The organism is Vibrio sp. SCSIO 43086 (assembly GCF_051132235.1).
In the GTDB taxonomy this organism is placed as follows: Bacteria; Pseudomonadota; Gammaproteobacteria; order Enterobacterales; family Vibrionaceae; genus Vibrio; species Vibrio diabolicus.
Map to the genome: position 1 here is coordinate 316,617 of NZ_CP072678.1, position 12,615 is coordinate 329,231.

9 protein-coding genes are annotated in these 12,615 nt (G+C 46.0%); 4 read left to right on the plus strand and 5 right to left on the minus strand.

All coding sequences use genetic code 11. The features are described from left to right. The first annotated feature begins 257 nt into the window (after positions 1-257). Genes fruB through fruA form a run of 3 tightly spaced genes read left to right on the plus strand, consistent with a single transcriptional unit; the run spans position 258 to position 4,130 of the window. On the plus strand, positions 258-1,391 hold the full coding sequence (gene fruB, locus J8Z23_RS17670; RefSeq protein ID WP_434635626.1) for a fused PTS fructose transporter subunit IIA/HPr protein: 1,134 nt from the start codon (positions 258-260) through the stop codon (positions 1,389-1,391). Between the two features lie 9 nt (positions 1,392-1,400). Then, positions 1,401-2,372 carry a 1-phosphofructokinase gene (gene pfkB / locus J8Z23_RS17675; protein ID WP_104972548.1) on the plus strand — a complete coding sequence of 324 codons (972 nt, stop codon included), beginning with the start codon at positions 1,401-1,403 and terminating at the stop codon, positions 2,370-2,372. Between the two features lie 18 nt (positions 2,373-2,390). Then, positions 2,391-4,130: a PTS fructose transporter subunit IIBC gene (gene fruA / locus J8Z23_RS17680; RefSeq protein WP_193447275.1), complete on the plus strand. Its 1,740-nt coding sequence runs from the start codon at positions 2,391-2,393 to the stop codon at positions 4,128-4,130. A gap of 82 nt (positions 4,131-4,212) precedes the next feature. On the opposite strand, the gene J8Z23_RS17685 is transcribed toward fruA, so the two are convergent. The 4 genes from J8Z23_RS17685 to J8Z23_RS17700 all read right to left on the minus strand — a co-directional run bounded on the left by J8Z23_RS17685 (position 4,213) and on the right by J8Z23_RS17700 (position 10,294). Beyond that, positions 4,213-4,926 carry a hypothetical protein gene (locus tag J8Z23_RS17685; protein ID WP_046876062.1) on the minus strand — a complete coding sequence of 238 codons (714 nt, stop codon included), beginning with the start codon at positions 4,924-4,926 and terminating at the stop codon, positions 4,213-4,215. Positions 4,927-5,100: 174 nt separating this feature from the next. Further along, the gene (locus J8Z23_RS17690) at positions 5,101-8,160 is read right to left on the minus strand and encodes an efflux RND transporter permease subunit (RefSeq protein ID WP_074190632.1); all 3,060 of its coding nucleotides are present in this window, start codon (positions 8,158-8,160) and stop codon (positions 5,101-5,103) included. Then, positions 8,160-9,221 carry an efflux RND transporter periplasmic adaptor subunit gene (locus J8Z23_RS17695; RefSeq protein ID WP_268978864.1) on the minus strand — a complete coding sequence of 354 codons (1,062 nt, stop codon included), beginning with the start codon at positions 9,219-9,221 and terminating at the stop codon, positions 8,160-8,162. Before J8Z23_RS17695 ends, J8Z23_RS17690 begins: the two co-directional genes overlap by 1 nt. Continuing rightward, positions 9,221-10,294, minus strand: a complete 1,074-nt coding sequence (locus J8Z23_RS17700) for an efflux RND transporter periplasmic adaptor subunit (protein WP_074190630.1) — start codon at positions 10,292-10,294, stop codon at positions 9,221-9,223. The genes J8Z23_RS17695 and J8Z23_RS17700 overlap by 1 nt, the downstream gene beginning before the upstream one ends. 160 nt (positions 10,295-10,454) lie before the next feature. Between J8Z23_RS17700 and vdeR the strand changes: the two genes are divergently transcribed. Further along, positions 10,455-11,183, plus strand: coding sequence for an efflux transporter transcriptional repressor VdeR (gene vdeR / locus J8Z23_RS17705; RefSeq protein WP_006742273.1), 729 nt, complete (start codon positions 10,455-10,457; stop codon positions 11,181-11,183). Positions 11,184-11,316: 133 nt separating this feature from the next. On the opposite strand, the gene gcvT is transcribed toward vdeR, so the two are convergent. Beyond that, positions 11,317-12,435: a glycine cleavage system aminomethyltransferase GcvT gene (gene gcvT, locus J8Z23_RS17710; RefSeq protein WP_434635628.1), complete on the minus strand. Its 1,119-nt coding sequence runs from the start codon at positions 12,433-12,435 to the stop codon at positions 11,317-11,319. Positions 12,436-12,615 lie beyond the last annotated feature (180 nt).

Below are 12,615 nucleotides of genomic sequence, written 5' to 3' on the forward strand. Positions count from 1 at the left end.
AAATTGACGTAAATCACCTGAATACACAACAAACCAATTTGTAGGCTAGGCTATAGGACAGCGGCAAAGACTCGTTTGTTAACGTCAGTTTTTAAAATAGTTTTTCTGAGTCTTTTAAAAAATTTACCAATAAGCTGAATCGATTTAGCTTGAAAAATAGAATGGTTTGAGGAGTGATAAGCGCTCAGCAGAAGCAGCGTTCAACTTCTCACACAGAATACATTTTTAAATTGATACCTTAAGGCTGGAGAAGCACCATGCTTAAGCTAAATAAGAACGACATTACCCTCTCGCAATCAGCGACAGATAAGTTTGCAGCAATCAAGAATATTGCGCAAAGCCTGACAGACAAAGGCCTTGTTGAACAAGGTTATGTGGAAGGCATGCTAAACCGTGAAAACCAAAACTCTACGTTTTTGGGGAACGGTATTGCCATCCCGCACGGCACGACTGACACTCGCTCAATGGTGAAAACAACGGGTGTTGCTGTGCACCACTTTCCACAAGGTGTCGACTGGGGTGATGGTAACACGGTATTCGTCGCTATCGGCATTGCAGCTAAATCTGATGAGCACCTTGGCATTCTTAAACAGCTAACGAAAGTGCTAGGCGCTGACGGCGTAGAAGAACACCTACGTAATGCAAAAAATGAAGACGAGATTATTGCCCTGCTCCACGGTGATGTTCAGCTTGAAGCAGACTTTGACGCTTCTTTAATTCAACTTATGTTCCCTGCGAGCGATATGCTACAAATGAGTGCTGTTGCTGGTGGTCTTTTGAAAAACACGGGCTGTGCTGATAACGAGTTCGTCGCAGATCTCGTTACCAAAACACCAACTCACTTAGGTAATGGCCTTTGGTTAATTGGCAGTGACAAACATGTAACTCGCACAGGCGTGTCATTTGTCTCGACGGCAAACGACTGCGAATATGAAGGTCAAAAAGTGCGTGCACTTGTCGCGTTTGCGGCATGTAACAATGCTCACCAGCCTATCCTAAAAACGCTTTCTAATATCGTGTTTAACAATGAGCACGGCAAGCTTTTAGATGCATCAGTAGAACAGATTCTTGCTTTATTTAAAGGTGAAGAAGTCACAGCCGCATCCTCAGAAGAAGGCAATACCGCTGTATTTAAAATCAAAAACTCTCATGGTTTACATGCTCGTCCGGGTGCAATGTTAGTGGCGGAAGCGAAAAAATTTGAATCCACTATTCGCGTTGCCAACCTAGACGGTGATGGCAAAACAGTAAACGCGAAGAGCCTAATGAAAGTCATTGCGCTTGGCGTTAAGCACGGTCACCAACTTCAATTTACTGCGGAAGGCCCTGATGCACCGCAAGCCTTGGAGTCTATCGGGAATGCTATCGCTTCTGGCCTTGGTGAAGGTTAAGGAGCCGATATGACGAACAAAACAAGTAAAGTTGTCACTATTACGCTCAACCCGGCATTAGATTTAACAGGTTCAGTAAATGAGCTAAACGTTGGTTCCGTGAGCCTAGTGCAGCAAAGCAATCTCCATGCTGCAGGTAAAGGTGTCAACGTAGCAAAAGTGTTGAGCGATTTAGGCGCAGATGTCACGGTTACCGGCTTTCTTGGTAAAGATAACCCTGAGCTATTCCATCAGCTTTTCAATGACATCGGCGTTAAGAATGAGTTTGTAGAAGTACAAGGTGCCACTCGTATCAACGTCAAGCTCGTTGAGGCTAGTGGCAACGTTAGTGACATTAACTTCCCTGGTGTTCAAGTAACGGCTGACGAAATTGCTCGCTTTGAGGAGACGCTATTCCGTCTCGCAGAGACTCACGATTACTTTGTGCTTGCGGGTAGCTTACCTGGTGGCGTAACCGCCGAACAATGTGCTGCGTGGATAAAAGCACTGCATCAACAAGGCAAAAAGGTGTTGTTCGACAGCAGTAAAGCCGCATTGAAATCAGGTATTGAGGCTCACCCATGGTTGATTAAGCCTAACGATGAAGAACTTGGTGATTTTGTTGGCGAACACCTAGAAACACCAGAACAATGCCAAGCCGCCGCGCAAACACTGAGTGACAAAGGCATCGAGAACATTGTTGTGTCGATGGGCGCTGACGGTGTGATGTGGCTAAACCAAGGCAAATGGCTTCGTGCACAACCCCCTCGAATGAATGTAGTAAGCACCGTTGGCGCTGGCGATACGCTAGTTGCTGGCTTGTGTTGGGGTCACATGCAACTGATGCCGAAAAACGATTTATTGCGCTTCGCTACAGCACTTTCTGCCTTGGCAGTTAGTCAAGTCGGCGTAGGGCTAACCAGTCAGGAAGAACTGGAGAACATCAAGCAGCAAACTGAAGTTAGCGAGCTTTACCCTATTACAAACTTAGAACAAAACTAAGGAACAGAAGGTTATCGTATGAATATTGCCATTATTACTGCCTGTCCGAGCGGTGTTGCAAATAGCATCCTTGCGGCAGGGTTACTAGAACAAGCAGCCGCAAAATTAACCTGGAATGCAAAAATCGAATGTCAATCAAGTGTGGTTGAACCTACACTGCTGACGGAAGCTGACGTTGAAAAAGCAGAAGTCATTATCATTGCGGCAAATACTAGCGTGGATACTTCTCGTTTCGTAGGGAAAAAGGTTTACCAAGCGGAAATCAGCGAAGTAGCAAAAGACGCAACTGCGTTTCTCCAGCAAGCGGTTGAAAACGCCACTTTACTTGAAAAAGCAACCACACTTGCAGCCCCTATCACTCCAGAAGCAACATCAGCAGCGAAGAAAATTGTCGCAATCACCGCTTGTCCTACTGGCGTTGCGCATACCTTTATGGCAGCAGAAGCGCTAGAAGAAGAAGGCAAACGCCGTGGCCATCAAATCAAGGTGGAAACTCGTGGTTCAGTTGGTGCGAAAAACCAACTGACAGATCAAGACATCGCAGACGCTGATCTAGTGATCATTGCTGCCGATATCGAAGTGCCACTTGATCGCTTCAACGGCAAAAAGATGTACCGCACGAAAACAGGCCCAGCTCTGAAGAAAACAGCCGAAGAGATGGACAAAGCATTCGAGCAAGCCACGATTTACCAACATTCAGGTTCTGCAAATTCTGCTTCGGCAGCAGACGAGAAGAAAGGCGCTTACAAACACTTGATGACAGGGGTATCGCACATGCTGCCTGTGGTTGTCGCTGGTGGTTTGATCATCGCCCTATCGTTCGTGTTTGGTATTGAAGCATTTAAAGAAGAAGGCACGCTAGCAGCAGCGTTGATGAACATTGGTGGTGGCTCTGCATTCGCATTGATGATTCCTGTTCTTGCGGGTTACATCGCGTTCTCAATTGCTGACCGTCCGGGTCTGGCTCCTGGTCTTGTTGGCGGTATGCTGGCAAGTTCAACGGGTGCTGGTTTCCTAGGAGGTATCGCAGCTGGCTTCATTGCCGGTTATGCAGCGAAGCTCCTTGCGGACAAAGTAAAACTCCCACAATCGATGGAAGCGCTTAAACCAATTCTGATCATTCCATTTGTAGCAACACTGTTCACTGGCCTTGTGATGATCTACATCGTAGGTGGCCCAGTCTCAGGCATCATGAACGGCCTAACTGACTTCCTAAACAACATGGGATCTGACAGTGCAGTTCTGCTAGGTATTATCCTTGGTGCGATGATGTGTTTCGACCTAGGTGGCCCAGTAAACAAAGCCGCTTACGCATTTGGCGTCGGTCTATTGGCTTCGCAAACTTACGCGCCAATGGCAGCAATCATGGCAGCAGGTATGGTTCCTGCGTTAGGTATGGGTTTAGCGACCTTCATTGCGAAGAACAAATTTGAACAAAATGAACGTGAGGCAGGTAAAGCATCTTTTGTATTGGGCCTGTGTTTCATCTCTGAAGGCGCAATTCCATTTGCCGCCAAAGATCCAATGCGTGTGATTCCATCTTGTATGGCAGGTGGCGCGCTTACTGGTGCCCTATCCATGCTGTTCGGTGCAAAATTAATGGCACCACACGGCGGTCTGTTCGTACTGTTAATCCCTAACGCCATTTCACCAGTGTTAATGTACTTAGTGGCCATCGCAGCTGGTACAGCAGTAACTGGCTTTACTTACGCTTTCTTAAAAAGCAAAGCAGAAGCCAAACAAGAAGTCGCGGCATAAACAGAATTACTCCGCTTAACAATGCCACCCTCGAATTTGGCATTCAGCACCTCCCTTTAATTCCGGTTAAGGGAGGTGTTTTTTATTCCGCAGCCGGAACGGCAACAATGTCTACTTCCCCACTGTTCATATCCACCGTCGCTTTATAAGTACTATGCGGATCACCGTAATGTTTAAAGGTGAAGTGGTATACATTGGCCGGCGTCCACAAAGTTTTCGAATCAGCGGGCATAATGTCATAGCCATCTTGCTGATAAAGCTCTGTCGCCATTACATTCGCAATTGCCGCCTGCTGGTTTGAGTCACGATCCACCTTTGGCTCTAAAGAAGGGTTACTCGGGTAAGATTCACCGTTGTAACTCATGAGTCGATATGAGCCATTACTCCAAACGATGAAATCTTGCCAGCCATTGCTGTAACTATCTGCAAGTACAATAGGCGTGCGAGTGACAGACATTCGATTGATAACGTTCCCCTCGTTATCAAACATATAAGCTGCACAACCACCGCTGCCACAGAAATAACGGTCTTGTAGCAATACAATGTGTTCTGCATTGCCATCGCTGTTTAAGTCGGCGCTACCCGATATATAACGTAGATTGTCTTGTTCGAGTGAAAGCCCTTCAGGCGCTAAAACCTTGTTATCAATCCAGTTGGAGATGACTTCAGTGCTAACGCTATTGATTTTAGGAACGGCTTGCTTAGCCTCTTCTGTAGTCATACTGTCTGTCGTAGTACAGCCGACCAAGGTGAAAGAACCGACGAAGAAGAGTCCGTGTAATACGCGCTTGTTCATGTTATCTCGCTCTTTGATGTATCGTTCCATCAGTATACGCATGATTTGCATTGCATTCGTAAGAAAATCATTAGAATCAAGTAAATGAATGGATTGGTGTACATTGGTAAGATCAAAAAAGCCCTGAAAAAAACTTCAGGGCTAGGCAGGAAGCTGGCAAATAGCCAGGAGTCCCTATGCAGTGGTCGGTTTTACCCTAAACAGAATCGCAAACATCACTGGCACTACAATCAGTGTCAGTACTGTAGCAAAACCAAGACCTGCCATAATCGTTATTGCCATCGATCCAAAGAAGGCATCGAAGACGAGTGGAATCATCCCCAAGATGGTCGTCAGAGCAGCCATACTTACCGGACGAACACGACTGATCGCACTATCGACAATCGCGAGGTAAGGCTCTTTCCCTGATTCCAACTCAAGGTTAATTTGATCAAGCAACACAATACCGTTTTTCAAAATCATGCCACTTAGGCTCAGCAAACCAAGGAATGCTGTAAAGCTGAACGGCATATTAGTGGTAAGCAAACCAAAGGCAACACCAATGATCGCCAACGGCACGGTGAACCAAATGACCAACGGCTTTTTAATTGAGTTAAACAGCAAAATAGTAATGATGAACATCAACAAGTAACCCATCGGCAACGAACCAAACAGACCTTCTTGCGCATCTTTCGATGATTCATACTCACCACCCCATGTGATTTCGTAACCTTCTGGAATATGCAGTGCCATCACTTTAGGCTGCACACGCGCAAATAAGCTTGCCGCCGTGTCGTCGCTCAACACATCGTGGTCAGCGAGTACAGTTAACGTGCGCTTGCGGTCACGACGCTGAATTAGCGGCTCGCTCCAATCCAATTTAACGCCATCAATCACTTGGTCGACCGGAATATACGTTTGCAGTGATGGGCTCCAAATGGTCACGTTTTGTAGTGATTCAAAGTCCACGCGTTCTTCTTCAGGAAGGCGCGTCATAATTGGTAAAGTGTGTGTACCATCACGTAAGTAACCCAACGTGCTACCACCAAACGCCATTTGCAGTGTGCTTGAAAGATCTTCTTTCGAAATGCCTAAGCGGCGAGCTTTAGACTCATTGAAAACAGGCACAAGCTCCTTAGTACGCTCTCGCCAATCATGACGAATGTTTCGGGCACCAGGGTCGGTATGAAGGATGTCTTCAACTTGCACCGCTAAATCACGTAAAACTTGTGGATCGGGACCAGTAATACGCGCTTCGATCTTAGACGCTGGTGAAGGGCCAAATTCCATCAATTTAAATTGAAATGTCGGTGCATCAAACGTCTTCGCAAGGTTAGCATCTAACTTGTGCAACAAACCGAACATGCTCTCACGATCAGTGGCGCGAACTTGGAACTGGGCGTACGCTTCGTAACTTTTCTCTGGCTGATACGTAAGAGCAAAACGCTGCAAACCCTGCCCAATTGAAGCAGAAACAAAGTCAATATCGTCTTGCTGACGAATGTAGCTTTCCACTTCTTCGGCTTTTTTGATCGTTTCGCGGATATCCGTACCTTCTGGCATCCACATATCAACGTAAAACATCGGCGTGTTCGATGGTGGGAAGAACTGCTGTTTTACATTACCAAATGCCACGACAGCACCCACTAATAGCGCGACCATGCCAGCAACCGTTAGCCAACGGAATCGCAGTGCGAATTTCAACGATGCGCCAAATACAACAAACAGCCAACCTTTGTAGGGATCTTCTTCGTTAGTATCTTGGCCCTTGTCCTCTTCTTTCAACAATAGATCTGCGAGGAATGGCGTCAGCGTAATAGCTGTAATCCAGCTCAAAAATAGTGAGAAACACAGCACCCAGAATAGAGAGCCCATGAACTCACCCGTTGCATCTTGCGACAAACCGATAGGTGCAAAAGCCGTAATCGCAATGATGGTTGCGCCAAGCAAAGGCCACTGTGTTTGCTTTACAATATCGACGGCCGCTTGAACTTTAGTGCGCCCTTTTTTTAGGCCAACCAAGATGCCTTCCACGACCACAATCGCGTTATCAACCAGCATACCCAGAGCAATAATTAACGCGCCAAGAGAAATACGGTGCAGCTCGATATTGTTGTAGTTCATCAAGATGAAGGTACCGAACACCGTCAATAACAGCACGACGCCAATGATGACACCACTGCGTAAGCCCATCGTAAACAGCAGAACGATGATAACGATCGCCACTGCCTCTGCTAGGCTAATTACGAACGCTTTAACGGACTCATCCACTTCATTGGCTTGGTTGTAAAAGTAGTTCATATCGATGCCAGCAGGCTTGATAGACTCAAGGCTCGCAAGCTCCGCATCCAAACGTTCGCCAACCTCAACCACGTTCACACCTGACGCAAACGAGATACCGATATTAATTGCTTTTTGACCGTTAAAGAGTACGACGTTGCTTGGCTTCTCTTGGATACCACGAGAAATCGTTGCTACATCTTTTAGACGAATTAGGTTCCCAGTGTCACGACCATGAATGATCAAGTTTTCTAGCGCTTCTACGGTGTTTAAGGTACCACTTGGACGAATGACAAGGCTTTCGCCATTGACCATCACTTCCCCTGCTGAAACCACATTGTTTTGTTGGTTCAACAAGCTCGCAACCACGTTCATGTCTAAGTTCAATGCCGCAAGGCGGTCAAGAGAGATCTCAACAAACAGCATTTCTTGTTGATCGCCCGTGATATCCACCTTTCCTACGCCATCAACCAGCTCGATTTCACGAGTCAGGTAATCAGCATAGCGTTTTAGCTCGACATAATCGTAATCGTCACCAGTGAGCATCAGCATCACGCCATAAACGTCACCGAAATCATCAATGATCTGCAAAGATTGTACGCCCTGAGGCAAAGTTGGTCGCAAGTCATTAATTTTACGGCGCATTTCATCCCAAATTTGCGGCAGTTCATCAGGACCATAGTCCATTTCCATACTGACCGTGATTTGAGACATACCATCAGAAGACGTAGAGGTAATTTTGTCTATATAAGGGAGTTTTCGAATCTCTTTTTCTAAAGGGTACGTCAGCTCTTCTTCAACCTCTTTCGACGTCGCGCCAGGGTATGTTGAAATGATCATGGCATCTTTAATCGTAAATGCCGGGTCTTCTAGCCGCCCAAGCTCCAAAAACGACGTTAGACCACCAACAGCAAGGATAATAATGAACAACCAGCTGATGACTTTATTTTTTATTGAGTACTCAGCAATGTTCATTATTGTTTATTCTCCACAACATCCACATGTTTCCCTTCACGTAATTTACGTAGGTTTGAATTAATCAGAACGTCGCCTTCCTTAACTCCCGACGACACAATAGCTCCGTTGCCATTCACTTGAGAAATCATCACAGGTACCTGAGTGACAACGTCACCCTCTTTTTTCCATACAAAGAACTCATTCTCTTCGCTGCCCGCTTGAAGCGCCGTTACTGGAATACTGTAACCATCGATGGAGGTAATCCCCGCTTTCACCATATCGACCAGAACACTGACGCTGGTTCCCGGTAGAATCTCTGCTTGTGGCTGTGGCATCGTCAAATACATTTCGTAAGTTTGAGTTTCGGAGTTAGGCTCACTTGTGTGCTCTAAATAGTCCAAAGCAAATGTGTCACTAATGCCGGAGAAGGTTGCTCTAGGCTTGTAACTCATGTTGTCTGAATTTGGGTCCACCATAGCGAGAACATTGTCGGAAAGCTCGATACGCACGTACACCAAATCATTTTGATATAGGTTCAACACCGGCTCCCCAACTGCCACACGTTCAAAACGCTCTTTAAAAACGTCAGACACTTTACCGGCGAACGGGGCAAATAAACGGGTGTAGTTCAATTGATTGGTGGCGTTATAGAAATTAGCCTCTGCCAACTCTTTATTAGCCGTTAGCTCATCAAGCTCGGCCTTTGAGATCATCTGACGTGCGTGTAGGTCTTCGCCGCGTTTGAGCTGACGAATCGCCAGTGTATATTGCGCTTCTGCGTCATTTACGGCTTGCTTTTCTTTACTGTCATCCAACTTTGCGATCATTTGGCCTTGCTTAACAACGTCGCCCGCTTTCACCAACACGTGTTGAATTTCTCCCGCGCGGCGGAATGCCATAGGTGTTTGCTCTGCTGGTACAACTATTCCTTTAAAAGCTCGATATTGGCTTTGTACCGGCGCATCCACAGAGATAGTCGACACAAAAAGCGGCTGCTCGACGACAGCTTGGTTTTCATTTTTGCAACCCGTTAAAACTGCAAGCGCAATTGCAGAGATCGTAAATAGAGATCGTTTCATTAAATGCCTCCCTCACGAACCCAAGCTTTCACGACTTGTCCTTCGACCAGTCGCTCAACGCCAGCAACAACAACGTAATCATTGTTATCAAGCCCTGCTTTCACACCTCCAGAGGCATCAAGAGACACTGTGACTTTATTAACTTGCTGTGTGTTTCTGTCCATTACCCACACTTCGCCTTGCGTCTCTTTTTTGTTTACCCAAGCAGATTGAGGCAACGTCATCGCGTCCGATAGATGTTGTTTAGCTATGTGCACCTGCCCTGTCATACCTGTTAGCAAATTGCGATCTTCTGGTCGAGTGATGGTTACGATCGCCTCATAACTGTTGGTATCGACATTTGGCTGAGTCGAAATTTCTTTAAATTTTCCAGGGATACGTTTTCCTGGCTCGCTATCCATCGTCACCCACATATCGGAATTTTGCAGTGACTCAAGTGATACGGATTCCGCATAACTGACTGGCAGTGTGAACGACACATCTAAGGTCGTGTTATCGATAAGATTCAGGATCTCTTGCTTCTCTGCGACCACTTGAAACGGGTTGACATAGGTGTATGACACGATGCCATCAAAAGGCGCGTGAATCTTGGTATAACTCAAGTCTGTTTTGGCTTGTTCGTAGTTTGCCAATGCCGCTTTATATTGAGTTTCTTTCTGGTCGTACTCATCTGTACTAATCAGCTTTTTTCCATAAAGGTTTTTCGCACGCTCCCATTGCGTTTTTGCTAACGCGAATTGTGCTTGAGAGGCGTCTAACGCAAGCTGAAGATCTTTAGGGTCTAACGTTGCAAGCACTTCACCTTTTTTTACCTCTTGGCCCATGCGAACAAGTAATTCATCGACCTCACCACCCACCTGAAAAGAAAGCTGTGCGCGATGTGTCGCATCAATACGCGCTAAAAAGGCATGCGAGTCTTCAACTTCTAGATCTTTCACCGCCAGTAATTTTACAGGTTTGATTAAAGGTTCAGACGGCTCGGAAATGGCTTTGTTACACCCAGTTAGCATGCCAGAGAGACTTAATGTCACCACAGCACCAACTAAAGTGCGCTTTAAATATTGTTTTCGCACCCGCTTTCTCCGTAGGTTTATATATTACACAGTTGTGCAGTATATGCAGAATTTGAAATTGATCAACATATTTTCCAGGTGGAAAGCAAATTAATTAGTCAAAGCGTCCGGTTTCTGGTAAAAGTAAGCGCGTTGATCAATATTCGGGAAAATTCGAACTATGAATGAAAGAAAGCAGGGGCGTAGAAGTGCTGAAGCCGCAGAACAAACTAAGTGTCTGATCCTTAAGGTGGCAGCAGATATGTTTTGTGAACTTGGTTACGAGCGTGTCTCACTGCGCAATATCAGTGAAAAGGCTGGTGTTTCACATAGTTTGATCCGTCACCACTTCGGCAGCAAAGAGAAGATTTGGCAAGCGGTTAGCGACGCGATGGATGAATTCATGCAGTGCTATATGGCTGAATTAATCAATGAGATGCCTGAGAACACACCTTCGAATAGAAAAATTTATCTGTTCATGGTTCGCATGCTGGCATTTGCGCTCGTTAATCCTCACCCAGTACAGATGATCGCTGATGCTATTCGCCAAGGCGATGATGGTGCCCTGCTGCAGTATTTCTTAAAGTCAAAAGATGAGTTTGCTGCGATATTTACCGGAATTTTTGAGCAGTACAACAGTGAAAACCCTAACGCCCAATTTGATCAGTGGGAATCAAAGTGGCAGATGTTGATTTTTGCACATGGTGCAATCAGTCTTACTCCGATGATGCAAGAGACATGGCCTGACATCGCTGATAATCGCGAAAAAATGCTGATCAAACATTGGGAGCTGTTCAATACGATCATGGCGTCTCAGTTTGGGATTGCAAAAGAAGACATGATTCATCCGGAAAAACTTGAAGATATCGTTATCGACATGTGTTGTACAATCGACAAAGCGGTCGGATAAGGCTGCAGAAACTACGATAACTTCCAAGCGTATATATAAAGCCGATATACATAAAAATGCCGAGCTAGAAAGCTCGGCATTTTTGCTTGTTTCTTGCCTCGCGAATACGCGAAGAATGACAATAATGAGTAACCTAACCGCGGTAGTAACGTTGCGGTACAAACGGCATTTTCTCAACCGTCATTGGTAGCATTTTTCCGCGTACTTCAGCGAACAATTCGGTACCAATCGCAGCAAGATCAGCACGCACATAACCCATTGAGACAGGCTTACCTGCATTTGGACCCGCAGTGCCGCTGGTGACAACGCCAATTTTAACGCCATCAGCATCAAACAATTCCGCGCCTTCACGGACTGGTGCTTTAGTTTGGCCGACCAAACCGACACGCTTGCGCGCCACATCTTTGGTCTCGATCTGCTTAAGAATAATATCCGCACCTGGGAAACCACCTTCACGTTCACCGCCGATACGACGAACCTTTTGGATGCCCCATAACAAGCTTGCTTCTACAGGCGTAGTTGTTGTGTCTAGGTCATGACCGTATAGGCAAAGACCACACTCAAGACGAAGTGAATCACGAGCACCAAGGCCAATCCATTCAACTTCCTCTTCCGCGGTCAGTTTACGTGCGAGTTCTTCTGCCTTGTCAGCAGGAACCGAGATCTCGTAACCATCTTCGCCAGTGTAGCCGCTACGAGAAAGAATGCATTCGGCGCCTAAAATATCGACTTTACGAATATCCATGAACAGCATGTCAGAAACTTCTGAGGCAAAACGCGCCAATACAGCTGCCGCTTTAGGACCTTGGATCGCAAGCAGAGCACGGTCTTCGATAATGTCTAGCTCAACACCAGATGGCAAATGCGCTTGTAGGTGTACAATGTCTTGTTCTTTGCATGCCGCGTTCACAACCACAAAAAGATGATCGCCTAGGTTCGCTACCATCAAGTCATCCATGATGCCGCCCTCTTCATTAGTGAAGAACGCATAACGCTGTTTACCAGACTCAAGATCCACAATATCCACTGGCACTAATGTTTCTAGGAACGCAGCTGCACCGTCACCAATTAGGCGAAGTTGTCCCATATGAGAAACATCAAACAGACCTGCCGCATCACGAGTGTGTAAGTGTTCCTTTTTTACGCCTAGAGGATACTGAACAGGCATATCGTAACCCGCGAACGGGACCATTTTGGCACCAACTTCAACGTGAAGTGCGTGTAGTGGTGTTTTCAGTAGTTCTTGAGTCATTTTCGTCTCCATTTAGATAGACCCGAGAATGCTATCGGCATTCGATGTGTTTCCAATAATAAACACGGCTCATTCTATTTTGCACGAACAAGACGTAGATCGACTTGCAAAAGTGTGACTCTTAACATTTTAATCACAACAAATCGTACAAAAAAAGCGCTTTAATGAGTATGTACTCAT

Coding starts and splice junctions, on each gene's coding strand:
- fruB (WP_434635626.1), top strand. CDS start 258: ATGCTTAAGCTAAATAAGAACGACATTACCCTCTCGCAATCAGCGACA.
- pfkB (WP_104972548.1), top strand. CDS start 1,401: ATGACGAACAAAACAAGTAAAGTTGTCACTATTACGCTCAACCCGGCA.
- fruA (WP_193447275.1), top strand. CDS start 2,391: ATGAATATTGCCATTATTACTGCCTGTCCGAGCGGTGTTGCAAATAGC.
- J8Z23_RS17685 (WP_046876062.1), bottom strand. CDS start 4,926: ATGAACAAGCGCGTATTACACGGACTCTTCTTCGTCGGTTCTTTCACC.
- J8Z23_RS17690 (WP_074190632.1), bottom strand. CDS start 8,160: ATGAACATTGCTGAGTACTCAATAAAAAATAAAGTCATCAGCTGGTTG.
- J8Z23_RS17695 (WP_268978864.1), bottom strand. CDS start 9,221: ATGAAACGATCTCTATTTACGATCTCTGCAATTGCGCTTGCAGTTTTA.
- vdeR (WP_006742273.1), top strand. CDS start 10,455: ATGAATGAAAGAAAGCAGGGGCGTAGAAGTGCTGAAGCCGCAGAACAA.
- gcvT (WP_434635628.1), bottom strand. CDS start 12,435: ATGACTCAAGAACTACTGAAAACACCACTACACGCACTTCACGTTGAA.